The organism is Aquimarina mycalae, from assembly GCF_029906345.1.
In the GTDB taxonomy this organism is placed as follows: Bacteria; Bacteroidota; Bacteroidia; order Flavobacteriales; family Flavobacteriaceae; genus Aquimarina.
In genome coordinates this window covers 112,021-137,599 of the sequence record NZ_JARYGY010000003.1, presented here as the reverse complement: position 1 = coordinate 137,599, position 25,579 = coordinate 112,021, and the positions used below count along the sequence as shown (strand labels likewise).

The 25,579-nt window shown below is 31.5% G+C and carries 19 protein-coding genes; 15 read left to right on the top strand and 4 right to left on the bottom strand.

What is annotated here, in order from left to right:
• Window positions 1-57: 57 nt before the first annotated feature.
• Window positions 58-483: a hypothetical protein gene (locus tag QBK95_RS08385; RefSeq protein ID WP_280932545.1), complete on the bottom strand. Its 426-nt coding sequence runs from the start codon at window positions 481-483 to the stop codon at window positions 58-60.
• Window positions 484-783: 300 nt separating this feature from the next.
• On the opposite strand from QBK95_RS08385, the gene QBK95_RS08380 reads away from it, so the two are divergent.
• The 3 genes from QBK95_RS08380 (at window position 784) to QBK95_RS08370 (ending at window position 4,726) form a co-directional block, all read left to right on the top strand.
• Window positions 784-3,393 (top strand): S8 family peptidase, encoded by a 2,610-nt coding sequence (locus QBK95_RS08380; protein ID WP_280932543.1) that lies wholly within the window; start codon window positions 784-786, stop codon window positions 3,391-3,393.
• Window positions 3,394-3,571: 178 nt separating this feature from the next.
• On the top strand, window positions 3,572-4,006 hold the full coding sequence (locus tag QBK95_RS08375) for a hypothetical protein (protein ID WP_280932541.1): 435 nt from the start codon (window positions 3,572-3,574) through the stop codon (window positions 4,004-4,006).
• Between the two features lie 48 nt (window positions 4,007-4,054).
• Window positions 4,055-4,726 carry a hypothetical protein gene (locus QBK95_RS08370; RefSeq protein WP_280932539.1) on the top strand — a complete coding sequence of 224 codons (672 nt, stop codon included), beginning with the start codon at window positions 4,055-4,057 and terminating at the stop codon, window positions 4,724-4,726.
• Between the two features lie 32 nt (window positions 4,727-4,758).
• Here QBK95_RS08370 and QBK95_RS08365 read toward each other — a convergent pair whose 3' ends face one another.
• Entirely contained in the window at window positions 4,759-5,775 is a 1,017-nt protein-coding gene (locus QBK95_RS08365) for an adenylate/guanylate cyclase domain-containing protein (protein WP_280932537.1), read from the bottom strand.
• A gap of 337 nt (window positions 5,776-6,112) precedes the next feature.
• Here QBK95_RS08365 and QBK95_RS08360 point away from each other — a divergent pair, with 337 nt between their 5' ends.
• The 3 genes from QBK95_RS08360 (at window position 6,113) to QBK95_RS08350 (ending at window position 10,497) form a co-directional block, all read left to right on the top strand.
• Window positions 6,113-7,558 (top strand): glycosyltransferase family 2 protein, encoded by a 1,446-nt coding sequence (locus QBK95_RS08360; RefSeq protein WP_280932535.1) that lies wholly within the window; start codon window positions 6,113-6,115, stop codon window positions 7,556-7,558.
• A gap of 331 nt (window positions 7,559-7,889) precedes the next feature.
• The gene (locus QBK95_RS08355) at window positions 7,890-8,627 is read left to right on the top strand and encodes a YARHG domain-containing protein (RefSeq protein WP_280932533.1); all 738 of its coding nucleotides are present in this window, start codon (window positions 7,890-7,892) and stop codon (window positions 8,625-8,627) included.
• Between the two features lie 274 nt (window positions 8,628-8,901).
• The gene (locus QBK95_RS08350) at window positions 8,902-10,497 is read left to right on the top strand and encodes a phytoene desaturase family protein (protein WP_280932531.1); all 1,596 of its coding nucleotides are present in this window, start codon (window positions 8,902-8,904) and stop codon (window positions 10,495-10,497) included.
• 8 nt (window positions 10,498-10,505) lie between these two features.
• Here QBK95_RS08350 and QBK95_RS08345 read toward each other — a convergent pair whose 3' ends face one another.
• Window positions 10,506-10,874 carry a DUF3307 domain-containing protein gene (locus QBK95_RS08345; RefSeq protein ID WP_280932529.1) on the bottom strand — a complete coding sequence of 123 codons (369 nt, stop codon included), beginning with the start codon at window positions 10,872-10,874 and terminating at the stop codon, window positions 10,506-10,508.
• A 204-nt stretch (window positions 10,875-11,078) separates the two neighbouring features.
• On the opposite strand from QBK95_RS08345, the gene QBK95_RS08340 reads away from it, so the two are divergent.
• The 4 genes from QBK95_RS08340 to QBK95_RS08325 all read left to right on the top strand — a co-directional run bounded on the left by QBK95_RS08340 (window position 11,079) and on the right by QBK95_RS08325 (window position 16,446).
• Complete coding sequence (locus QBK95_RS08340) at window positions 11,079-13,049, top strand: adenylate/guanylate cyclase domain-containing protein (RefSeq protein ID WP_280932527.1); 1,971 nt, start codon at window positions 11,079-11,081, stop codon at window positions 13,047-13,049.
• Between the two features lie 6 nt (window positions 13,050-13,055).
• Window positions 13,056-14,483: a Si-specific NAD(P)(+) transhydrogenase gene (sthA, locus tag QBK95_RS08335; RefSeq protein WP_280932525.1), complete on the top strand. Its 1,428-nt coding sequence runs from the start codon at window positions 13,056-13,058 to the stop codon at window positions 14,481-14,483.
• Between the two features lie 187 nt (window positions 14,484-14,670).
• Window positions 14,671-15,228 (top strand): hypothetical protein, encoded by a 558-nt coding sequence (locus QBK95_RS08330; protein ID WP_280932524.1) that lies wholly within the window; start codon window positions 14,671-14,673, stop codon window positions 15,226-15,228.
• A 96-nt stretch (window positions 15,229-15,324) separates the two neighbouring features.
• Entirely contained in the window at window positions 15,325-16,446 is a 1,122-nt protein-coding gene (locus QBK95_RS08325) for a metallophosphoesterase family protein (RefSeq protein WP_280932521.1), read from the top strand.
• Here the strand turns inward: QBK95_RS08325 and QBK95_RS08320 are convergent.
• Window positions 16,443-17,390, bottom strand: a complete 948-nt coding sequence (locus QBK95_RS08320) for a DUF547 domain-containing protein (RefSeq protein ID WP_280932520.1) — start codon at window positions 17,388-17,390, stop codon at window positions 16,443-16,445. The genes QBK95_RS08325 and QBK95_RS08320 overlap by 4 nt on opposite strands.
• 195 nt (window positions 17,391-17,585) lie before the next feature.
• Here QBK95_RS08320 and QBK95_RS08315 point away from each other — a divergent pair, with 195 nt between their 5' ends.
• The 5 genes from QBK95_RS08315 (at window position 17,586) to QBK95_RS08295 (ending at window position 25,576) form a co-directional block, all read left to right on the top strand.
• Entirely contained in the window at window positions 17,586-18,158 is a 573-nt protein-coding gene (locus QBK95_RS08315; protein ID WP_280932517.1) for an RNA polymerase sigma-70 factor, read from the top strand.
• Between the two features lie 67 nt (window positions 18,159-18,225).
• Window positions 18,226-19,200 carry a FecR family protein gene (locus tag QBK95_RS08310; protein ID WP_280932515.1) on the top strand — a complete coding sequence of 325 codons (975 nt, stop codon included), beginning with the start codon at window positions 18,226-18,228 and terminating at the stop codon, window positions 19,198-19,200.
• A gap of 155 nt (window positions 19,201-19,355) precedes the next feature.
• Window positions 19,356-22,658 (top strand): SusC/RagA family TonB-linked outer membrane protein, encoded by a 3,303-nt coding sequence (locus QBK95_RS08305; protein ID WP_280932514.1) that lies wholly within the window; start codon window positions 19,356-19,358, stop codon window positions 22,656-22,658.
• Between the two features lie 144 nt (window positions 22,659-22,802).
• Window positions 22,803-24,401, top strand: a complete 1,599-nt coding sequence (locus QBK95_RS08300; RefSeq protein WP_280932512.1) for a SusD/RagB family nutrient-binding outer membrane lipoprotein — start codon at window positions 22,803-22,805, stop codon at window positions 24,399-24,401.
• 14 nt (window positions 24,402-24,415) lie between these two features.
• Window positions 24,416-25,576, top strand: coding sequence for a hypothetical protein (locus QBK95_RS08295; RefSeq protein ID WP_280932511.1), 1,161 nt, complete (start codon window positions 24,416-24,418; stop codon window positions 25,574-25,576).
• Window positions 25,577-25,579 lie beyond the last annotated feature (3 nt).

The following is a 25,579-nucleotide window of genomic DNA, read 5'->3' as shown; positions in this document are numbered from 1 at the left end:
GTTTTCTAAATAACCCCCATCAATTAATGATAACTAAACTTAATTAGTTCTAAATAATTATTGCATTAACTTTTTAGACAGCTCTTGTAATTCTGCTGACTTAGCCATCATATAATCATTTAGTTTTTTTACATCATCACCAGAAAGGTTCCCCATTACTTCCTGTGCTTTAGTACCTAGTTCTTGCCCTTTTTGACCTAAAGACGCAAAAGCCGTCATGTCTTTACTTTCTACAACTTTCTTATATTCTTCTATATAAGCTTCATATGAGTTTACATAATCTTGTACTTTTTGGTCACTAAAACTAGGCACACCTTCAGATGCTGTGGTTTTAGATGTATCATCATTACTTTTCTCTTCAGTTTTTGCAACTTCCTCAGTGTTGTTTGAATTCTCAGACGTTTCTGATTTAGTTTCGTTTTTGCAAGAAGCTGAAAATAGAACAGCGATTATTAATACGAAATTTAGAATTGTTTTTTTCATGGTTTTTATAAGTGTTAATTAAAGTGATTGGTTTTGATTATTAAACAGTACAAAGATGCATTAGCTCATAGCTATACCCAACACCTTTTTCAGTGAAAAAAACACCCTGTATTCAGGGTGTTTTAGTATATACTCATGATATAGTTAGTAAAAGTTCTTGATATTATTTAATGCTTAGAATCTTACAGGTTTACCTTATGAATTAAGGGATAAATCCCTGTTTAAAATGGGTATAACCCCTATTGATGGCTGTCATTCTTTGATGTAGGTTTAATCCATCAACTTTTAAATATTATACAAATGAAATCAACAACAACTATGATGTGGTGTGTAATGCTATTATTCACTACTGTAATGTGGTCTCAAAAAACAAAGACCATTAACCAACAACAATTTTTAGAAGATAAAGATGGTTGGAAAATGATTGACCAACAAACTGGACAAAAGTTTACACTCAGCGATGAGATTACTATTCAATTTAACAAACCACCAAGTAAAGAGGAAATTCGTAAACTGGAATACCAATACGGAATGAAACTTATGAGAAGTAATCGATTAGGTTTTTATGATTTTAAGATTACCACCAAAAGTAAAATCCTTTCATCTTATGAGCGAATGACTAAGGAAGTAGATGCGGAACAAATCTTTACCAATACAATGGGAACGTACATCCTTACGCCAAATGATCCTCAATTTGGTATTCAATGGGGATTAGAACAAGTTAGTGATGCGGATATTGATGCAGAAGATGCTTGGGATATCAGTACTGGTAATAGTAATGTGATTGTGGCAATACTTGATAGTGGTACTGATTGGACTCATGAAGATATTGGTTTAGGAACAGATGGATATCAGAACGTATATCTTAATCCAGGAGAAGATGCTTGGGCCAATCCCAATGATCCAACTACAGGAAACGGAATCGATGATGACGGAAATGGTTTTATAGATGATTGGAAAGGTTGGGACTTTCATAATGGAGATAATGATTCCAGAGGTCCTTTTTGGCATGGAACCCATGTGGCTGGAATTGTAGGTGCCAAAACAAATAATAATACTGGTATATCTGGAATTGCTGGTGGTAATAATGCGGTAGGTTGTAGAATGATGCTCGAAGGAGTAGGAGATAACGCTCCTAATGGTGCAATTATCGACGATGCTATTATCTATGCTATGGATAATGGTGCTGATGTTATTCAGTTTAGTTTAAGTGTAGGAAGTAGCGTAGCAATAAATACAGCCTTACAAAACGCATATAATAATGGTGTTTTTATTGTAAGTGCAGCTGGTAATTCTGGAGCAGGATCCATTTCTTATCCAGCATCTAATGTCAATGTATTTTCTGTAGGAGCTACAACGGCAGCAGATGCTAAAGCTGGTTTTTCTCAATTTGGTAGTAATTTGGATCTGGCTGCTCCTGGTGTTGGTATAAGAAGTACTCAAATAGGAAATACCTACGCGAATAGTGATGGTACTTCTTTTGCAGCGCCAGCAGTTTCTGCAACGGCAGCTTTAATGCTTTCTGTAAACCCTTCGCTGAGTAATCAGGAAATAGAGGATATTTTAAAATGTACAGCAGACAAAGTAGGAGGTTATAATTATAATTGGGATGCTACACAACCTGGACATTCACAGGAGTTAGGGTATGGAAGACTTAATGCTAATCAGGCATTAATAGCTGTAAATACGGCAGACATTTACATAAGAGATACATTGGCTGATGATGGAACAGAACCATCTTCTGGAACCATGTATACAAGCCCAGATATATGGGTACGTAACAATGATGATGGAGTTTTAACCCATCAAAACCCTGAATATAAATTACTAAGTCCCAATTGGATTTATGTACGAATAAATAGAAAAGATTGTTCAAATCTTGATGATGGAACATTAAAATTATATTTTAGTAAAGCTTCTACTGGTTTATCTTGGCCAATTCATTGGAATAATTACTACCAAATGGTTGGGCCTAATAATATTCTGCATGGAGATTTTATTGGAGATGTACCTATTCCTACCTCGCCAGATAATGAAGTTATAGTGAAAATTCCTTGGTATCCACCTAATCCAGCCGATTTTACTAATGATATTCATCATTTTTGTTTGTTAGCTCGTATTGAATCTGCTACAGATCCTATCGGAATAGAAGGGACATCTGTTTGGAATAATACTAAAAACAATAATAATATTGCTTGGAAAAATATTAGTGTTTACGATGTTAATGCATTTAATAATTCACCTCCATACGTTTTTATTAGAAATGTAGATAAGAGATCCAGAACTATTAATCTTTCATTGGTAGTGACAGAAAACAAAACTGGAATTCCTTTTGAAAAACTAGGAGCATTCTATATTATCCCAGATGAAAAGCTTAATGAGATTATGGCAGAAGCCAAGATGGAAGGTATCAAACGAGTCGACAGGAATGTATATAGAGTATATGAGCCCAAGGCACAGATATATCAGCTTAGAGCAGAGCCTTATGAAACATTTAGTTTACAGTTATTGGTAAAGCCAGAGGTAGAAATGAAAAGAGGGACATATTTAAATTATAATATAATCCAAACTGACGAAGAATTTCAACCTACAGGTGGAGAAGAATTCATGATCGGTAATTTTGATGGTAAAGGAACTGATCAAAGAGAAGTATTACCAAAAACCATAAAAACTATTGATTTTAGCGTGTATCCAAACCCATCTCAAGGAGCAGTTTCGGTAAAATTGAATGATATATATACCAATGTAGGTATTGTAATTCGTAATATGATGGGAGAAGTAATTTATGCTGATCATCAAGATAAAACGGATCAATTTTCTTTTGAGCTAGATGGTTATAAAGGCATTTATTTTGTGAAAATTATTACTGCTGATGGTAGTACAAAAACGATGAAACTGATTAAAAACTAATTCTTTTATTTTTGATGAAAATACAACCGCTCTTAATAAGAGCGGTTTTTTTCGTATTTTATCATAGGAATAATCAATTCAAGTAATTAATCGATACTATGATGAATTTATCGATTAATTGTAGATATTTAGTACAATAAATGTTTATTTACAATTTGAATTATAATACTTTTGCCGCATGCAGTATGTTAAGAATTCCCCTTTTTATCAAGAAGCAATACAAGAGCTGAATTACTCTTTTGGTAATTTTTATTTGTTTGAAGGGTTTGTAGTCGGTGAAATCAATGAAGACATTGTTTTTACGTGGGATGATCATGCTAAATTTTTAGTAGAAGATCTTACTAATCTATATGATCATAATGGAGAAAATGTGATTTATATTACAAATAGAGTACACTCATATGCAGTAAAACCAAGTGATTGGTTAAAGTTTTATAAAAGTGATTATAAAATGAAAGCGTATGGAATCATTAGTTATACTCCAAGAGGTTTATTGAATGTTTTGATAGAAAAACTTTTTATGAAAAATAAAATCAAAGGTTTTGAAAATTTATCTGATGCAATTGACTGGGCGAGAGCAATGAATAATGCCTCAAAATCCAAAGCCAGTTGATAACATTCTATGATTACTAAAAATATAATGTTTCATTGAACATTGTTTATGAAAAGAATTTTACTATTTCTTAGTGTTTTAATGTTAACTCAAAATTATGCTCAAAACAAGGAGTATACGGTAACTTTACAAGAAATACTTGCTGAAAGAAATAGAATTAAAACCTCATACACTATTGCAAATAGTGAAGCTAAAGATTCAATACTTAAGGAAACCAGAAAATATCTTTTCAAGACACTAGTTGATGATATTTTTGAGTATTGGTATGAAACTCCCTGGGATTTTAATGGGCATACTACGATACCTAGAAAAGGTAAGATTGCTTGCGGCTATTTTGTGACGACTACCTTAGAAGATTTAGGGTTTGCTATTCCTCGTTTTAAATGGGCACAATCGGCTTCAGAAGTATTTATTAAAAAATTAGCAGTGGATCAAGTAACACGTTTCACGAACAAACCAGTTATTGTGATCGAAAATTTTCTTTTAGAGCATGGTAATGGATTGTATTTAGTAGGATTAGATGATCATACGGGCTTTATAGTGGTCAAAAATAAAAAGGTACGATTTATTCATGCAAGTTATTACAAACCAGAAATAGGTGTAATGTCTGAAGTTTTAGATTCCGAAAACCCGCTAAAATATTCAAAATACAGAGTTATCGGTAAACTGTTATCTGATACAATGGTAGAGAACTGGATTAATACGATCAGATATTATTGATTAATACTTTTAGTGTTTACGGATGAATCTGTTTACACTTTTGCTATGGTATGAATATTTACTTCCTCTTGTTTCCCTTTTAATAAAACACTGCCCAAAAAAGTAGAAGATAAATGATCACTTATTTTAAGATCTTGTAATAACTCTTCAGAAATAAGAAGTTTTACTTTACGATTATTGCATTCCGCCTGAATCCTTGCAGATGTATTAATCACATCACCGTGGTATGCGATCTCTTTTTTAATCACACCAACTTCTGTGACCATAAGTTTGCCACCGTGCAATCCTGCTTTAAATTCAGGGATAATCCCATATTTTTCTTGATAATACGTTGCCTTACTCTGTTTTTTGTGTTGAAAAGCAAAAAATAATGTTACACAATTATTATTAGCTAATCCTTTTTTGTAAGGCCAACTTAATACCGCTTCATCTCCCACATATTGATAAATTTCTGCTTCGTGCTTAGGAACTACAGTATTGAGATCATAAAAGCAATCTTGTATGAACTGACTGTATTTAAAATGACCCAGTTTTTCTGCAATAGCTGTAGAATCCTTGAGATCCAAAAACATAAAAATTCGTTTTTCCTCTTGTGGCTTTTTATATTTCCCAAGTAACATTTTAATAAAAACACCTTTTCCAAACTTTTCGGTTGCTATTTTTATAAAAGAAAACACAAAAGATACCATAACAATATATAATATCGTAGCCCAAAAAGATTTGTTTTTTTTCCACCATCCTCGATCTGTATTTAGGTTAATATTATAAATTTCAGAAAACAAATCCATGATTAACGTAAAGATTAGAACAGTAGTGATGAAATACAATAATGTTCTAACGATCAGGTTGTATGCTAGCGAAATCTTATTAGAAGTGTATTTATCGAAAAGAATATCAATACTGGCATATACAATACCAATTAACGCTCCAATACTAGTAAAACCTATTAAAGCCTTTAAAGTACCCTGATGTCCAGAAAAATCTTCGATAACTGTAAAACCTTCCTCTTCATCAATTCCATAATATCTAATGATTGAAAAAAATCCCATGGCTAGTGACCAAAAGAGTACAGACTGCCAAAGCAGGTGTATATATTTTTTGAAGCTACGTTTCATCTAAGCAAATACTATGATGCATTTATATTAAACATATAATGTTCAAACAAAAATAACTAAAACCTTTTTAGTATTACTTTATACAAACAGTACTAATTAGAATTATGTCAAAGAATAGTAGAAAACCTTTAAAATACTGTGTCAAAAATACACAGTTGTAGAAAATGTACACACTTCTTTTTTGTCTTAATATTTATAAACAGTTGTTTTTCAGTGGTATTTGATAATGGTATTAATTTTGGTTTGCCAGAGTGGAAAATAAAAAAACCTAATGGCAATATCAAAATCCTTTGATTTAACAGAAACACCAATCAGTGTTGATTCAGTTTATAACCGCTTTAAGAATCGATTTATTAAAGCATCATCTTTTTTAATTTTACTAGGAACATTTCTTTTGCTTTTTAGCGCAGTTTCATTATTCTATTTTTTACAACCCTATTTTGAACAGATTTATATAGAAAGAATGAATACTGTTTGGGGAGTAACTATTATGGTAGCTGGTATCTCATTGCTACTAATTAAAGTTAGTTTATTAGTATATATTTTGTTTCTATATCTCCGTTATAAAGTTATTGATGTAGTTTCTGATGAGGAGTTACCCTTATGTACGGTTATTGTACCCGCTTATAACGAAGGCGAATTGGTATACAAGACACTACAAAGTCTTGTGAGAAGTGATTATCCAATAGAAAAGTTACAAATTATATCGATTGATGATGGTAGCCAGGATGATACATGGAATTGGATGAAAAAAGCTCAAAGAGAATTAGGTAATCGTGTTTCTATTTACCAACAACCAGAGAATAGAGGAAAAAGACATGCTTTATATAGAGGGTTTAATCTGGGTATTGGAGATGTGTTTATTACGGTGGATAGTGATTCTATTGTAAAGAAAGATACTTTACGTGTAATGGCTTCACCTTTTGTTACTAATGAAAAATGTGGAGCAGTAGCTGGTAATGTGCGGGTTCTTAATAGAGATAAAGCCTTCATTCCAAGAATGCTTAATGTAAGTTTTGCTTTTAGTTTTGAATTCATTCGTTCTGCGCAAAGTGCAATAGGCTCTGTGCTGTGTACTCCAGGCGCATTATCTGCATATCGAAGAGAAGCTGTTATGAATTGTAGAGCAGCTTGGATCACACAAACTTTTATGGGACAAGTTTCTAAAATTGGAGAAGATCGTGCGATGACAAATATGATTCTTAAACAAGGATATAACGTGCTATTTCAACGCAAGGCATATGTGTATACCAATACTCCAGAACGTTTTAAAAATCTATATAAGATGTTTATTCGTTGGGAACGAAGTAATATTCGCGAAAATATTGCGATGACTAAATTTGCTTTTAGTAATTTCAGAGATGGATCAAAAATAGGTACTAGAATTTTATTAGCTAACCAATGGCTGAAAATGATAATGGCCTATCCAGGAATGTTATTAATGTTATTTTTCATTGTAACCTATCCAATATTATTCTTCAGTTCTACATTAGTTAGTATCTTAATTTTTTCAAGTATACAAGCTTTCTTCTATGCTAAGAAACATAGTTTTGTTGAATCTCTTTGGGCATATCCATATAGCGTATTTTATGCATTTACCTTATTTTGGATTACACCGTATGCAATTGCCACAGCAGGCAAAGGTGGTTGGTTAACCCGAGATTTAACCAAAAAAGAATTAAAACAACGAGAACCAGTTGTTTCTATACCATCCTAAAATAAGTAATTTCTAATTATAAGTTAACCAGCTAATTATTTTTTCAGAGTATTGAATGTCTTTTTTAATAGACATTCATACTTTGAGAATATTCAATTGTTTTTTTAGAAATACGATAATAACACACACACAAACTCAACAATAGACTTTTTTTGCACTATCATTTTTATCAATGGTAACTAACCTACTAAAACTCCTCCTATCCCAAATAAGAGGAGTTTTGCTATTAATACTAAATTAGAATTGGCAAGAGTATAGATCATAATAATCTAAGCAAGTGATGAATTACAAACCTTATATTTGTATTATCAACCAAGTTAATCTTATTTTTATGAGACATACTATACTCTTATTCCTAATACTATTTACCATTAGTTTACAAGCTCAATTGAAAGATTGTTCAGAGTGTGATACGATTACGTATGCTCCAGCTGATATAGCAAAAAACACACTGTATGATTTACAACTGTTACGAAATGAAATTTTTGCAAGACATCAATATGTTTTTAAAGATGCACGTTTATTAGAGTATTTTCAGGAATATTTATGGTATCAACCAGATCATAATAATCCTGCAAAAGTCACTCTGAACTCTATAGAAAACGCAAATATTACTCTTTTCAAAAATGGTGAGGGACGAATTAAGAAAAAACGACAAAGATTGTTTAATGAGTTAGGTGAACTAAAGCGAGTGTTAAAGCAAAAAGATACTATTACAATCAATCTTTTTTTGGATGGTGCATTATCGGATGGAGTAACTACCATAGGAGCTATGAAGGAATTGCATGCTATTTTTTCTAAAATAGATCTGAAAGATGTCAATTGGTATAAAGATAAAGCTATATATAAAGTCTCTACAGATAATGGATTCTTAGTTCGTAAAGCAGAATTACATATTAACGGTAATGAGGTTATTATAAGTGCAGGAGATATTAAACATTCTGAAATTATGACTGATCCATTTAAGTTTGGCAGTAATTATTATTCTGAAGATGAATACCAATCAGTATGGATTTTTAAGTTTGATGGACAAAAATTAAGACTTGATCAACATATTATAGCAGGATAATTATCGAGAAATACATAAGAAACTAGTAGAAGATCATATGTTTCTTACATCTAAATACATGATTAAGTATATCACGACTTTAATTTCTGAATGTTGTCAAAATGTTGCCTGGTATTGACCTGAATACCTGTTTTAACTACATCTTTTTTATTTTATCTTAATAATTGTGTTCAATATTCGGATTGCAATGAAAATCATTTTTAGGTGTTTGTAAAGTATAGTATGTAGATTCTTCTTAGATTTGAGAATCAACCACAATACTAATAAATAAATTATGATACAATCCTATAAAAAACGTCCGGTTCTAGAAGAAAATTATGATGCGATTATTATTGGATCAGGAATGGGAAGTCTTACCGTAGGTGCTATTCTCGCTAAAGAAGGAAAGAAGGTTCTAATACTCGAACGTCATTATACTGCTGGAGGTTTTACTCATATATTTAAAAGAAAAGGATACGAATGGGATGTAGGAATTCATTATATAGGTGGTGTACAACAACCTAATAGTCCTATAAAAAGATTATTTGATTACGTATCAAATAATAAATTAGAATGGGCAGATATGGGTTCTGTATATGATAGAATTATTATTGGCGAAAAATCATATGATTTTGTAAAGGGAGTTGAGAATTTTAGAAACCAAATGGTTAGCTATTTTCCCAATGAGGAAAAAGCAATTGATACATATATTGATTTGGTATTTAAGGCAAATAAGGCAATGGGTAGTTTTTATAAAGAAAAAGCTTTGCCTGGGTTTTTACGTTTCTTGTTAGGAGGATTTATGAGAAAACCTTATTTAAAATATGCAGATCAAACCACTTATGGTGTATTGAGTAAATTGACAAAAAATGAAGAATTAATCAAGGTACTATCTGCACAATATGGAGATTATGGTTTGCCGCCAAAGCAAAGTAGCTTTGCAATGCACGCATCTGTTGCAAGACACTATTTTGGAGGAGGTAACTTTCCAATTGGTGGATCTTCCCGAATAGTGGATACTATTGATCCAGTAATTGAAGAAAATGCTGGGACAATATTGATCAATGCTGCTGTAGAAGAAGTCATAATAGATAATAATAAGGCCAAAGGAGTTCGTATGATTGATGGTAAAGAGTTTTATGCCGATACGATCATCAGTGGCGCTGGTGTTTTCAATACTTTTGAAAAACTAATTCCTGAATCAGTTAATAAACAACATAAATTACAAGATCAACTTCAAAAAGTTACTCCTTCGGTTTCACATGCCTGTTTGTATATGGGATTTAAGAAAACTCCTGAAGAATTACAATTACCAAAAACTAATTTTTGGATTTATCCAGAAGAAGGAGATCATGATACTATTGTACAACAATATCTAGAAGATAATAATGCACCTTTTCCTGTAGTGTATGTATCATTTCCGTCTGCAAAAGATCCAGATTGGTCTAACAGATATCCAGGACGTAGTACTATAGATATTATTACACTAGTACCTTATGAAACCTGTAAACAATGGGAAGGTACTCGTTGGATGAAACGTGGAGAAGATTATGACACTTGGAAGGAAAAGATTGCTCAACGACTTATGAAAGAACTGTTCAAACAACTTCCGCATTTAGAAGGACAAGTGGATCATTATGAGCTTTCTACTCCATTGAGTACGCAGCATTTTGTGAATTATGATAAAGGAGAAATTTACGGTATTGACCATACGCCGGATCGTTTTCGACAAAGGTTTTTACAACCTAGAACTCCTATTAAAGGATTGTACCTTACAGGACAAGATATAGTAACTGCTGGTTTAGGAGGAGCTTTGTTTGCTGGTGTTGTCACAGCTTCTGCTGTTACAGGAACTAATTTTAAGAATAAGATTTTTGCTCCAAAATCCTAGTTAAATCATTAAAAGCTATCCATCCAATATTGTATCAATGAATCAATATGTAAATACGTGATATATAAGGTAACAGAATGAATTAATTGATCTAATCCAAGAATTGTAAAAAATATGCGTGGTGTATCACGATATTGTATAGTAAGTTTACTGGTAAAAAAATCAGTAAAACCATGTAAGATGCAATTAATTAAAATATAACCAATAGCCGTTTTTATAGGAAATAAAAAGAGCGAAAATATGGTTAATATAATTGTGTACACAATTACATGAATAAATAACCATTTGATTTTTTTGCCTTTACCCATAGCCATTTTAGAGGTTTGAAAAGCAAAATCCCCCATCCAATGTGCTAAAAGAATCCAACTAAAGATCATACCTAAAAGATATCAATTCAGGATGTTATAACCTAATTGTTTATATAAAGTTTTAATAATTGTGGTTAAAAAGGAACAAAAAGAGCGCAAACTTAAGTATATTGTAGTATAGATTTTTTGAACCAAATTGTGAGCCACTTACTCTTTTTATGAGTTGAATATACACTAATGTGTAATTGATATTTCCAATTTAAAAACTATCAGATGTTTCGTACGTTCCGTCATCGATTGTTATTTTGGTTCCTGATTTTCATCAGCTTTAGCTTTGTGATTATCATGCTTTCTGTTACGTATCTTCAAAAACGTGAACGTGTCCTTAAACGAACAGAATCAATTGAGAAATCTTATGTAATGCTTCTTAAAAGTGTTAAAGCGCAACAAGATTTTTTTAGCCATGCAAGTAGAGATTCTCAGTTCTTTCGTACAGGAGATAGTCAATATTTAGACCAATATCTTACCTTATTGGATAGTACAAGGTCTTTTTTGATGCAGGTTAATTTTGAGGAAGAATCAGCTTTGGTAGGAGGAATTGATTTTATTAGATCTGATATCGCTGAGATAGATGCAGTTTTTTTAGAACTTATTGAACAAATTCAGGCAAGAGGTTATAAAAACTATAATCTTGAAGGTTCTATGAGAAGAGACGCTCATTGGTTGGAGCAAATACCCGAAATTGATACAAAGGACATTCTTTTCTTAAGACGTTACGAGAAAGATTATATTATGCGCAATGAATCTATCTATGTAACTAAACTTAATGCATTAGTCACAACATTAAGAAAACAAACCGCAAATAATTATAGAATCCCAAAAGCTCGAAAAGATTCTATTATATATTATCTGGATGGATATCGTAATAAATTTCTTCAATTAGTAAAATTAGACCAGCGTATTGGAATACGTGACAATTCTGGCCTGAAACAGCAACTAGATCAGCGTATTACTATATGTGAAGAAGATTTTAGTAACCTTGTTTTGTATACAGAAGAGTGGGCTAAGGCAGAATTTAAGCAACTCACAATCTATTTTGGAATAATATCATTTTTATTATTAGTAGTAAGTGTCATTATAAGCTCATTAATTTCTAAAAAAATTACCAAACCACTTACGGAACTTACAATGCATATTACAAGATTTGTAGATAGTAATTTTACCCTAGAAACAGAACATCCGCTGATACGAACACAAGATGAAATAGGTAGTCTTACCCGTAACTTTTCATTTCTTAAAGATGAAGTAATTTCTAGATTGAAATTTTTTAAGCAAAAGGTCGATGAACGTACAGAGGAGTTAGCAACTGCAAACAAAAGATTGCTGCGTCTCAGTGAAGCTAATAGTCGTTTTGTACCTCAAGAGTTTCTACATAGTTTGGGTCGAGAAAGTATAGAAGAAGTGCAATTAGGGGACCAAGTAGAACGCGAAATGACTGTGATTTTTTCTGATATAAGAGAATTTACCAAAATATCAGAATCTCTAAGTCCGCAAGAAAATTTTGACTTCATTAATGGATATTTAAGTGGTATTGTGCCAATAATAAAACGAAATGGAGGCTTTATAGATAAATTTATAGGAGATTCTGTAATGGCATTGTTTCCAGATACTCCTGATCAAGCAATACAAACAGTTTTTGAATTTGAGGAGTTTTTAGAACAGTATAATAAAACGTTACATAAAAATATAGCACTTCCGATACAAATAGGAACTGGAATTCATACGGGCAAATTGATTTTGGGTACAATTGGACATGATGATAGACTTGAAACCACAGTAATCTCGGATGCCGTAAATACAGCTTCTAGAGTAGAAGGGCTTACTAAGTTTTATGATGCAAAAATTATAGGTACCGAACATACTTTATCAAATCTTAAGAATAAAAAACCGCTTCGGTATAGATTTCTTGATACCGTAAAAGTAAAGGGAAAAACAAAAACATTATCTGTATATGAATTCTTATGTCCAGGAGAGAAAACAAAGTTGAGTTATTTAGATATTTATAATCAAGGAGTTGCATTTATAGAAAATAAAAAAATAAAAGAAGCTGTAGTAATATTTTCTGAATTACATAGTAAATATCCAGAAGATAAAGCTGTAAAAATATTTTTTGATAGATGTGAAAATTATTTAGAAAAGAAAACATCCTCTTGGGATGAAATTACACATATGATTACCAAATAATAATTAATGAAAAAGAAATTTGATCTTATTGTCATTGGCTCAGGTCCAGCTGGTGAAAAAGCGGCCGTAAAAGCGGCATATTTTGGTTATAAAGTAGCTATAATAGAAAAAGAAAGAAGATATGGCGGTGCAGGAGTACAAACAGGTACGTTACCATCAAAAACATTAAAAGAAACTGCTTTGTATTTGTCTGGTATTTATCAAAAAGGAGTTTTTGGAGTTGATAAAGAAATAGGACGAGAAACAGGTGTTCATGATTTTTTATACCGTAAAAATGTAGTAACCAATCATATGCATAAAACGGTGGCTTATAACCTTGAAAAGCATGGAATAGAGGTTTTTGAAGGGTTTGCAAGTTTTATAGATGCAAATCATATTAAAATATCAGGAGAGTTAGAACAAACTATAGAAGGCAGTTTTATATTAATTGCTACAGGATCTTATCCGTATCATCCAGAGTATATACCTTTTGATAACAAAAGAGTTTTGGATTCTGATTCGGTATTAAATATTAAAAATTTTCCAAAATCTATTTGTGTATTAGGCGCTGGAGTTATTGGTTGTGAATATGCTACTATTTTTGGTGCAATGGGTGTTAAAACATTTATTGTGAATGATCACGATAAGATTTTAGGGTTTTTGGATACTCAAATATCTGAATCATTGGTAGCACAGATGCGCAAAAACGAAATTAAAATCTTATTTAATAATTCGGTTACAGAGTTTGATGTCTCAGAGGACGAAATGCAACCCTTGCGATTAAAATTAAGATCAGGAGAATTTCTTAATGTTGAGATGTTTTTATTTGCAGCCGGCCGAAGTGGAAATATTAAAGGATTGAATTGCGAAGGAATTGGTTTGGAAACTGGTAAACGAGAAACTGTATTAGTTAATGATAAGTTTCAGACTAATATCCCTAATATTTATGCGGTTGGAGACGTAATCGGTTTTCCAGCATTAGCCAGTACCAGTATGGAACAAGGAAGAATAGCTGTTACTCATATGTTTAATACAGCAGATTTAGAATCTCTTGCAGATGTTTTTCCTTACGGTATTTATACGGTTCCAGAAGTATCTATGGTTGGAATTACTGAGGAAGAAGCAAAGAAAAGTAATATTGACTATGGAGTAGGGTACAGTTATTTTAGAGATACAGCAAGAGGAAAAATAATGGGTGATACTGATAATGGATATCTAAAGTTGATTTTTGATAAAAAAACTAGAATTGTAAAAGGCGTGCATATTATGGGGCATTTTGCTACAGAACTGATTCACTTCGGAATGCAATTAGTACAAGAAAAAAAGACATTAGATCACCTAATTGAAACTGTTTTTAATTATCCAACATTACATGATTTATACAAATATGCTAGCTATGACGGTTTAGGAAATATTGCAGGAAAAAAGGTGAAAACTGCTGGAGAAGTCATATAATATTATTTTTTAGTCATCTTCTCATGTCAATTTTGTTTTGAAATCATTTTTACAATATCATATCGTACTTTTAGAATTTAATGTTGGAAGGTTTAATTTTATTCTGTAGATTGATTTTCCTTTTCTATTGAAATAGTTCGGTAGATAACATATAACAGAATATTTTAAATCATATTGATCATATTATATGATAAAAAACATTGTTAAGCTTTTTGTATTATTAATCTTAATGCAATCCTGTAATAGGGGAAACGCGGATAAAAAAGCAGTATTTGCAAGCTTAGAAAAAGGAGAAGCTATTTCGAAATTAATAAAAGACTCCAATACAGAAAAACTAAAAAAAGTTTTTGTTAATATTCCTAATATAGAATACCTCTTAGAAATTGTAGAAGATGATATCATACGTCATGAACAATATGAACTAAGTCAACCCAATATTTTTTATAATCCTTATGGTGACGAATATATTTATACCGTTTATGCGAATAAATGGATAGATAATAATACAGAATGGGGTTTAAGTGATTATCTTTTTGTTTTACAGCTTGCTTTTACATACGACGATTCATCTAATAAGGTTACGGCAGTTAAACAAAGAATTTTAAAGGATCATGTAGGTTTTAAAAAGTGGTGGTATTCTTTTATGAGATCTTATACCGAAAAAACCTGTAGAAGAGATGAATGGGCAGACATGTATGGTCTTGTTCCACCACCACCTCCACCTCCTGCTACAGAGGATTGGTAGTAGGGATTCTAATCATGAAATACTAGAATCACGTATTTTTACTCATATATAGAACATATAATCTTATTAATTTTAGGTTTCTAAAACCTTGTTAAGATGATAAATTCCAGAATAGGCCTTGTTATATTCTTTTTAGTATCTGTAATTACCTTTAGTAATTGTAATAAACATAATAAAAAGAAACCCATAGTAGCAGAAGATATCGAAGTTATAAAAGATTCAGTGGTATTTAGCTTTTCTTTTGTTGGATGTAATAGGGTACAATATGGAGATTGGCATAATGATAGTGCTACGAATGCTTCAACGGCTAACCTTTCTGTTCTTAAAAGAATTTTTGATGATATGACAGGATTAACACAGAAACCCTCATTGTTTTTCTTTTTAGGAGATTTAGTATTAGCTGAATCTGATACTACTAATTTAAATGCTCAATTGAAAGCATGGGTTGAATTATATAAAGACAAAGCGTTTAGTGAATTTAGTAATTCAGGAATAGAGCTTGTTGCCGTTCCTGGCAATCATGAAATGTTATTTTATAATACAAAAGATAGTAAAGAATATCCCTTGGCAGGTGCTACACCTGTTTGGATGAAATATATGAAACCATATATGCCAGCGGATCGTAATTATATTATGGGTACTGATAGTGTGGTAAATCAGATGACTTTTTCTTTTAAAAGACATAATGTTGGATTTGTAGTTATGAATACAGATACATACAATCCTCCTACAAGCGGGAAAATGTATGGTTTTGAGGGATTAATACCAACACAATGGATTGTTAATCAAATAGAACAATTTAAAGACAATCCAGATATCGATCATATTTTTGTTTTAGGACACAAGCCTTATTATGTTGATGGTAAGCCAGAAACTGGTCATAAAGGGTTTCCTGAAGGTCCAATTCTTTGGCCACAATTACAAAAAAATAAAGTAATTGCGATGTTATCTGCTCATGTTCATGATTATCAGCGTATGCAACCAGATACGACAGGAACCTATCAAATCATCGCGGGAAATGGAGGAAGTAAAGGACCTGCTGCTTTTTTTGGCTATAGTATGATCAATATTATGAGTAGTGGAAAAGTTCAATTTGTTTCAAGAGGATTTGATAAAGGTACTCCATACTATCAAGATGTACCTGGTAATCCTATAAAGATTCAAGACAGTACTACATTAACTTGGTCTGCCAATGCAAATCCATATCAAGGGAACTAATCATTAAGGTTCCAGTTATATTCTAAATAAGTAATCGTTGCATCAGCAGCTATTTCATTAGTTGCATGGATATTTAAAAAAGGAATAATTCCTTTCTTAAAATCAATCGAATACCATTCGAATATTTTACTGATTTCAACCTTGTTTTTAGTAATTTTATTATTGCTTGGATCATTGATCCAGGCTTTAGATAATGTATTTAATTGTGTATTTAATTTATTAGAAAAGAAAGCTCCTTTCATTAATTTAGGACAAGAGATTGCTGCACAGTTAAAGGCAACGTGTAGTCGAGGTTCATTAAAATTAGGTCGAACAATTTTGTTTTCAATATAATTTAATGAGTACGTTTTATTGCCAGATTTCACAAATTTTTTATCCCAAGGTTTTCCGCCATTAATATCTCTGATACTTTTTATAGGGTAAGAAGAGGCTACAAGTTTTATTGTTGCTGCATTATATAGATTAAACCAATAGGCCAGTTTTTCATTTTTAGTCCAACCTTTTTGTGGAGGAGTTTGCTCTAATTGTTTTAGGTAAGACTCAATTTTAGAAATATCCGATTTAAACCCATTATAATTTACTTTACCAGTAGAAGAAACATATTTCTTAGTAAGTGCATCCCAACTAGAATGACTTGGTCTGATTTTCTTGGGTTCTTTTTTAACAGTTTCTTTTTTTTCAATTTTTGATGTAGTTGTTTTCTCAATAATATTTTCGGTTACTTCTTCTAGCTCAGTTATTTCATTATCGATTACAATAGAATCTTTAATCTCATTAACTAGAGGTTTTTCAATACTATTGACGGTGTCATCTGGTTCAGGTTGAGAGATTGAGGTTTCAGAAAGTATTGTGTCTTCAATTATAATATCTGTTTTCTTTTTTTTATTATCATTCGCACATCCTAATGCGATTAAGAAAACTAATAGGGTATAAATTTTTTGCATATTGATTATTTCATACTATTAAAAAAATAGAAGTCCGATTTTAAAGTTAATACTTAGTTTTTAAATTTTTTAAATTAATTGATAATATTTACTCAATAACTTTGTAAATTATTTAATAACCAATATAAGATCAGTTATTTATTATTGTAAGGATTTATAGCAAAAAATTTTTACCTTTATATAGAATTTTTGTAATTGGAAAACGAAAAAAAAATAGAGAATAACTTTTTCATTAAGAATCTAAAAGAAGGTAATGAAGAAACTTTCAAGATTCTTTTTGAGCTTTATTATGGTAAATTGTTACACATAGCTAAAGGATATGTTGTTAATTCTGAAGATGCTGAAGAAATTGTACAAGATGTATTTCTAAAAGCTTGGAAGAAAAGAAAAGACATTAAAAGTAATGTGAACGGATATTTATTTATGATAACAAAAAATCTATGTCTAGATTATTTAAGATCCAAAAAACATAAATTAAGTAGCTCTAATACATTGATCCAATTAGAAGCATTTATAAATCATGAAGCTCTTACCGATACAGAATCTTCTTCTATAATAGAAAAAGAGTTAGCACAAAAAATAAAATTGGCTATAGAATTACTTCCAGAAAAATGTAAAAATGTTTTTGTTAAAAGTAGGTTAGAAGGCAAAAAAAATAGAGAAATATCAGATGAATTGGATATTTCTGTAAAAACTGTAGAGAATCATATGTCTAAAGCTATCAAGCATATGAAAGTTCATCTTCGAGAATTTTTATCTTTTTTCTAAAATTTTTAAGAATGTGATAGGGGTGGTTTCATTTTTATACGTCTTTATAAGTATAAGGCGATAATTAATGAAAGAAAGTGAGCTTATAAAATTTATTAAAGGAGAAACTAATCCTGTAGATAGAGAAGCTATATTAAAGTGGATCAAAGAAGATAATATACATCAAGAACAGTATAATATTCTTAAAGCTAAATATATTGCTACTACACTGAATGTCGAAACTGACAAAAATACTGATGAAGCATATCGAAAGTTTTATGCTAGAAAAAATAAAAGCAATAGATATAAATATATAGCAGTTGCGGCTTCTATTATTATTTTATGTATCGCTGGTTATACATTTAATTCTACTAAAGGAAATAATTTAATTGTAACTACAGTTGATTTTTTTAGTAGTGATGTAAAAAGTATCGCCACAAATCTGGGAGATCAAAAAACAATTATTTTACCAGATGGTTCTACAGTAACCATGAATGCAGAAAGTCATATAACCTATCCTAAAAAATTTTCAGATAGTATTAGAATGGTAACATTAATAGGAGAAGCTTTTTTTGATGTTAAACGTGATACTACAAAACCGTTTATAGTACATGCGGATGATATTAAGATTCGTGTACTTGGAACTTCCTTTAATATAAAATCGTATCCAGATGAAGAAAAAGTAGAAACTACATTGGTAACTGGAAAAGTAGAAGTTTTGAATCAAAAAAATGAAAATCCCATTGTCTTAGAACCTTCTCAAAGAGCAATATACAATAAAGAAGTAAGTAGTATAAAAGTAGATCGTGTCAATTCTAAACAAATAATAGCCTGGAAACAAGGAAAGTTAGTTTTTGATAAAACACCATTAAAACAAGTGGTATTAGATTTAAATAGAAAATATAATACAGAGTTTATAATAAAATCTGATACGCTATTACAATATAAATATACAGGAGAGTTTGATAATCTTTCTTTAGAAGAAGCTTTAGAAATTCTTAAACTTTCATCACCAATTAATTATAAACGCTTAAATAATAAAATTATGTTAGAATCACAATAGTCAGAAAACTTGATCCATAAAAAAAGAGGATGCGGCAACATCCTCTTTCAAGATCATTTAATTAGTCTCGAAAATTTGAATAATTAAAATCAAACAAAATTATGAAAAAAAATCTATCCGGTAGTTTCCTATCCGGGAAAGACCTAATAAGAATTATGAAAATCTACTCGTTCTTGCTTTGTATTGCTATTTCGAAGATGTTTTCATTCAATTCTTATTCTCAGAATATTTCGATTTCTGTAAACGAAGTTAAATTAGAAATGGCGCTTACAGAAATAGAGCAAAAAAGTGAATACAGTTTCTTTTATAACAATAGCTTAGTTGATGTTTCAAGAAAAGTATCTGTAAAAGTTGCAAACGAGAAAATTAGAACTGTACTAAAAAAACTTTTTCGTGGAACCGATATAGATTTCAAAATTTACAAAAAAAGTATTGTGTTATTTCCTAAAAACTCTAAAGCATCTATTAGGGACATACAAAAACTCTTAGATAATATAGAAGAGCAGTATAAAAAAGAACAAATACAGAAATCGGATAACTTAAAAAAAACAATAATACAACAACAGTTGGTAAAGGGAACTGTGGTTTCATCAGATGGTCTACCCTTACCAGGAGTAAATGTACTTGTAAAAGGAACAAATATTGGTACATTAACGGACTTTGATGGAATGTATGAAGTAGAAGCAAAAGGTGGGGATATCTTAACTTTTTCTTATGTAGGTTTTCAAACTCAAGAAATTACAGTAGAATCATCTTCTGATATCATTAATATAACTATGCTAGATGATATTAATAGTCTTGAGGAAGTTGTAGTAACAGCACAAGGGATAAAAAAATCAAGGAAAGCTTTAGGTTTTGCAATATCACAAATTGATACTGATGAGACAGAGAGTAGACCTGAAGTAGACATTTCAAGAACGTTACAAGGAAAAATTTCTGGCGTTCAAATTACACCAAGCAGCGGAAGTAGTGGAGCATCGACAGATATAACTATTAGAGGTAGTTTGTCATTGACTCAAGGAAATAGTGCCTTAATAGTATTGGATAATGTTCCTTTTTCAGGAAACTTATTAGATATTGACCCTAATTCAATAAAGAATATAACAGTTTTAAAAGGATTAAATGCGGCGGTATTATATGGAAGTCAAGGACAAAATGGTGTCGTTATCATTGAAACTAAATCTGGAAGCGCAGTTACTGGTGAAAAAAGCTTTAAAGCAACGGTTACCCAAACTACGTATACAAACATTGTGGCTAATTTACCAGATTTCCAAAATACCTATGGTGTGGGTAATAATTTGGTTACAGATTCAGGAACAATAGGTAATATAGGTAGTAATGGTGCTCGTTTCACTGATATTGATTTTATACCGCATCCACTTGCTGGAAATCCTAGTTTTCCAGAATTCGCTAATCAAGAAGTACCGTATGTAGCGGCTCGTAATAATGTAAATGATTTTTTTAGAACTGGTATTGGTCAAATAACATCGTTAAACCTTGATGCTACAGGTGAGAATACCTCTCTAAATTTTTCTGCAGGATACACATCAGAAGAAGGTATTTTAGGTAATAATGAGTTCAAAAGATTTAATATTAGTATTGGAGGCACTTCACAATTAACAGATAAAATAAGATTGTCCAGTTCTATATCGTATAGTACAAGAGTACGAGATTCATATACCTCTGTAGATTCTGGCGATGCAGCCCAGCAAGATATTCTTGAAAGTTTATATGTTATTCCTAGAAGTTTAGATATACAAAATTTACCATTTCAAGATCCTGTAACGGGAGCAAATGTGTATTATAGGAGTGATCGCCTTAATCCATTATGGACTCTTAACAATACAGGTAGAGAGAGAGTAGTACAAAGAATAAATACAACAATTAACCTGGGTTATAAACTTAATAATAATCATAGTATAAAGTATAGAGGAGGTTTTCAATTTGAATCTGCAGATACTAATGATTTCAGAAATAGAGGAGGATTAGGTGCTGTAGCTACTTTAGGAGAATTAGAATATACGGCAAATACAGAATTTGATGTGGACAATACATTGATTTTTGAATCTAATTATAAACTATCTGATAATATCAGTTTTGACTCCCAAATCGGAATTAATTCTAGATATGAAACATTTAAATCATTAGATTCTGATTATACAGATCAAATTGTGTTTGGAGTATTACGACCTAATAATTTTCGTACACCTGGACAAGGGGATTATGATGAATTCAAAGAAAATCTTTTAGGTGTATTTGGTCAATTTCAATTTGATTACAAAAACTACTTATATCTTGGTTTATCAGGCAGGTTCGATAAAGGATCTACTGTAGAAAAGGATAATCAAAATTTATTTTATCCTGGTGTTTCTATATCGTTTATTCCTACATCTGCTTTTGGTATGAAGAAAGGTTTTGTAAATTATCTTAAACTAAGAGGTGCATATGCAACTTCAGCAGGTTTTCCTGGACCATTTAATACTAGAAATAGTTTATCATCTGACCCAAGAGAATTTAGTGATTTTGATAATGATCTAATTGTAACAAATTCGTTTTTTAGCACGTTAGCAAATCCTGATTTAAAACCAGAATTACATAAAGAATTTGAATTTGGAATAGAGGGTAATTTTTTTAGAAATAGCGTAACCTTGCAAGCATCTGTGTTTTCCAGAATATCTGAAAATCAAATTTTTGAAACTAACATTGCACCAGCTACTGGTTTCGATAGTACTTTTATAAATGCAGGTAGGTTGGATACGGAAGGTTTAGAAATTGATTTAGGAGTTCAGTTTTTTAAGAACTCTGATTTCAAATGGAATATTAGAAACATTTTTACCACTTTTAAAACTATTGTAGTTGAATTGGCAAATAATGCTGATCGACTTGAAGGTAACTTGGATTTAATAGTCGGAGAAGAATTAGGTTCTTTTTTGGGGAGTTATGTAGTACGTGACTCAGAAGGAAATGCTTTAATCAACCCAGCTACTGGTATTGTAATAGCCAGTGATGATGTCGGTTTACAAGACGAGGTTATAGGTAATGTTACGCCAGATTTCAGAGCAACATCAATTCACACTTTTAGCTATAAAAACTTTAATCTATCCACTCAATTAGAATATACACATGGTGGTGAACGAAGAGAAGCATTCCTTGAAACTTTATTAGAGAGAGGAGTTACGACTGATACCCGAAATAGAGAAGGAAGTTTTGTAATTCCAGGAGTTTTAGGAGACATATCGTCAGGATCTGGAGAGCCGCTATTAGATGCTAATGGTAACACTATACCAAATACGATACAAGTAACAGGTAATAATGCGGTTTTTAATAACTTTTATGATCCAAATGAGAATGCAGTCTTTGACGCTTCAGTGTTTAGAATACGAGAAGTAGCTTTATCTTATACTTTAGATAAAAAAACATTCAAAAATTACCTTTTGATAGCCTGGATCTTAGATTAAGTGGTAGAAACTTATTTTTCTATGCTCCAGGATTTCCTAGTGGCCTCAATTTCGATCCAGAAACAAGAGGTTTTACAACTCCTACTACAAAAAGATATTCTTTCTCGGTAGGAATTAATTTCTAATGATAAAAAAATAAACATGATGAAAAAAATAATATATGGATTTTGCCTTGTACTATTAGCATCTTGTGAACTAGGCGATTTTGGAGAAAACCTTCAGGTAAATCCAAACCTATTAACACCAGATCAAGCAGACCCTAACTTTATTCTAAATAATATACAAAAAGAAACTGCAGATTTATTACAGGATCTAAATAGAACCACAGATGAAGTAATGCGATATACTGTACTCAATGAAACTTATGGAGATGTAGCAAGTGATAACTCTTTAAATGGAGAGTATACTAACTATTATGCATTTTTACAAGATGCTACGATTATCGAAAATCTAGCTGCTAATGATGATGATTTATTATTTCATAGAGGGATGTATAATATTTTAGCATCTTATGCTACGGTTACCATGGTAGATTACCTTGGTGATATTCCTTTTTCTGAAGCAATACGATCAAGTGAACTTATTTTTAATCCCGCGACGGATGATGATGAAATTATTTATAATGCAGTTTTAGAACGTTTAGATGATGCGATTATTGATATACAAAATGCTACAATTCTTCCTTTAGATGATTTGTATTATGGTAAAATATCTGGTATTGAGGATAGAAAAAGAGCTTGGATACGTGTAGCAAAATCTCTACAGCTGAAAATGTTAGTTAACATCGGAGACACTAATAAGATAAACGTTTTGTTAGCAGAAAATGATTTTATTTCTCCAACAGAAGATTTTGAATTTCAGTATGGTACTAATCAAGCTGACCCTAATAGTCGTCACCCCGATTTTAATGCAGGATATACTCCTGGAGGATTTGGGCAATTTTTAGGAAATTCATTCCTAAACTTGTTGTTAAATGATAAAACAATTACCGATCCCAGAACTAGATATTATGTATATCGACAGAATGGAGTTGACCCATCTGATACTTTGATAAGATGTGTTGGAGAGCCTAATTTTAATTTTTGTTTTTTAGGAAATGCTTATTATGGAAGAGATCATGGAGATACAAGATCTAGAGGTGCAGATGCAATTTTCAGAGTTACGTATGGATTGTATCCAGTCGGTGGTGCTTTTGATGAAGATAATCCCAGTGCTCCAAACTTCGCTATAGATACAGAGAATCAATCAGGAGCTGGAATTTTACCAATATTACTATCGTCATTTGTAGATTTTTTACGTGCAGAAGCAGCAATTTCCTTAGGAACCAATGATGATGCAGCGGCTTTGTTAGAGTCTGGTATCAGAAAATCTATGAATAAAGTTTTAAATTTTGCTGGAGGAGTAGCTACTTCTTCTTCTTTTGCTGCAAACCAAAGTGATATAGATGCATATGTTACTGAAGTGATGACCAATTTTATAGCGGCAGATGATAATGGCAAATTGGATATCATTCTAACCGAGTATTATTTAGCATCCTATGGAAATTCTACAGAATCTTATAATGGATATAGAAGAACTGGTTTTCCATCGGTATTTAGTGCTCCAATTTTTGATTCTAATTCACCGTTCCCTAGATCTTTTTCTTATCCAAGCGATGCAGTAATTAATAATACACAAATAGACCAAAGACCTATTACAACTCAGGTTTTTTGGGATACCAATCCTGCTGGTTTTATTAACTAATAATTTAAAATATTATGAAATACATATATATACTAATACTATTGATCATAGGAACATCTTGCGATGATTCTACCGATGTTTTGGAAGAAAATTTTACAAGAGGTGGATTGGTGGTATGGGAAGAAATACCAGAATCGTTTAGATTAAATCTTTTAGAGTTTGAAACTGTTGAATTTTCTCATGGAGTAGAAGATCCTAATAATAATATTATTTCTTATGATTTAAGCATGAGTTATGGAGACATAACGGTAGACAAATTTATTACTATCAGTTCTTTTCCGAGTACTTTAAGTTTTTCAGGAACAGATGTGTTAAATGCTTTAAATCTAACAAAAGACGAACTAGATATTGCTGTCCCGCTAAGATTTGTTGCAACAATTACTACTACTAATGGTGTTTTTAATGGAGCTCCAACGGTTTTTAATAGTGATGATAACACCAATGAAGGAGGAGATTCAGGGCCAGAATTATTTGATAACCCAGCGTTTAATCAAGCTATCTTTTTTAATTTATCATTGTTTATCCCACCTCCACAGAAGTTAAGAGGCACTTCTTTTGAAGAACCTTTTGGTACCGATGATCGCTATACAAGAGATGATGCAGTAGCAATTGGAGAATTGCTAAATAATCCAGGTGAAAGGCACGTAATGCATACTGCAACTGGCACAGGTGTAGATGATGAAATTGGTTTTAGATCCTTTTTCTCTGATCCTAATACTACAGTAAGTAGCCCAGGATTTACTTCCGAACAAATTGGGGTTAGTAATGACGGAGGGCCAACAGGAGGTTCATTTTTAGATGGAAATCAAGCATATCAAATAGAAGATACAGACGGAACAATTACAATAGAATTTGATAGAGTACCAATAGACGTTGCGCAAAACCCCACTACAGGGATTCAAATTCAATATTTTCCAATTGGTGGAAATAATCGGGAAGATGACGACTTTCTTCGTATTACAGCGCTTATCGAAAGACCAGATGGAAGTTCAGAAACTTTAGTTTTACTAGATGTAGATGGTTTATTTATAAATAATGGGTTAGATAGATGGAATTTAGTTGATTCAGGTTTTCTTACAAATGTATCGGCGTATACATTAACTATTGAAGTAGCCGTAGACGGTGGTTCTGAAGACACTTATTTTGATCAAATGCTGGTTTATATACCAGGATAGAAC

What these genes read in the sequence shown, in the direction of transcription:
- QBK95_RS08370 (WP_280932539.1), top strand. Translation starts at nt 4,055, where the DNA reads ATGAAAAGAATTTTACTATTTCTTAGTGTTTTAATGTTAACTCAAAAT.
- QBK95_RS08365 (WP_280932537.1), bottom strand. Translation starts at nt 5,775, where the DNA reads ATGGGATTTTTTTCAATCATTAGATATTATGGAATTGATGAAGAGGAA.
- QBK95_RS08300 (WP_280932512.1), top strand. Translation starts at nt 22,803, where the DNA reads ATGAAAAAAATAATATATGGATTTTGCCTTGTACTATTAGCATCTTGT.
- QBK95_RS08380 (WP_280932543.1), top strand. Translation starts at nt 784, where the DNA reads ATGAAATCAACAACAACTATGATGTGGTGTGTAATGCTATTATTCACT.
- QBK95_RS08360 (WP_280932535.1), top strand. Translation starts at nt 6,113, where the DNA reads ATGGCAATATCAAAATCCTTTGATTTAACAGAAACACCAATCAGTGTT.
- QBK95_RS08350 (WP_280932531.1), top strand. Translation starts at nt 8,902, where the DNA reads ATGATACAATCCTATAAAAAACGTCCGGTTCTAGAAGAAAATTATGAT.
- QBK95_RS08325 (WP_280932521.1), top strand. Translation starts at nt 15,325, where the DNA reads ATGATAAATTCCAGAATAGGCCTTGTTATATTCTTTTTAGTATCTGTA.
- QBK95_RS08375 (WP_280932541.1), top strand. Translation starts at nt 3,572, where the DNA reads ATGCAGTATGTTAAGAATTCCCCTTTTTATCAAGAAGCAATACAAGAG.
- QBK95_RS08345 (WP_280932529.1), bottom strand. Translation starts at nt 10,874, where the DNA reads ATGATCTTTAGTTGGATTCTTTTAGCACATTGGATGGGGGATTTTGCT.
- QBK95_RS08330 (WP_280932524.1), top strand. Translation starts at nt 14,671, where the DNA reads ATGATAAAAAACATTGTTAAGCTTTTTGTATTATTAATCTTAATGCAA.
- QBK95_RS08385 (WP_280932545.1), bottom strand. Translation starts at nt 483, where the DNA reads ATGAAAAAAACAATTCTAAATTTCGTATTAATAATCGCTGTTCTATTT.
- QBK95_RS08310 (WP_280932515.1), top strand. Translation starts at nt 18,226, where the DNA reads ATGAAAGAAAGTGAGCTTATAAAATTTATTAAAGGAGAAACTAATCCT.
- QBK95_RS08340 (WP_280932527.1), top strand. Translation starts at nt 11,079, where the DNA reads ATGTTTCGTACGTTCCGTCATCGATTGTTATTTTGGTTCCTGATTTTC.
- sthA (WP_280932525.1), top strand. Translation starts at nt 13,056, where the DNA reads ATGAAAAAGAAATTTGATCTTATTGTCATTGGCTCAGGTCCAGCTGGT.
- QBK95_RS08295 (WP_280932511.1), top strand. Translation starts at nt 24,416, where the DNA reads ATGAAATACATATATATACTAATACTATTGATCATAGGAACATCTTGC.
- QBK95_RS08355 (WP_280932533.1), top strand. Translation starts at nt 7,890, where the DNA reads ATGAGACATACTATACTCTTATTCCTAATACTATTTACCATTAGTTTA.
- QBK95_RS08320 (WP_280932520.1), bottom strand. Translation starts at nt 17,390, where the DNA reads ATGCAAAAAATTTATACCCTATTAGTTTTCTTAATCGCATTAGGATGT.
- QBK95_RS08305 (WP_280932514.1), top strand. Translation starts at nt 19,356, where the DNA reads ATGAAAATCTACTCGTTCTTGCTTTGTATTGCTATTTCGAAGATGTTT.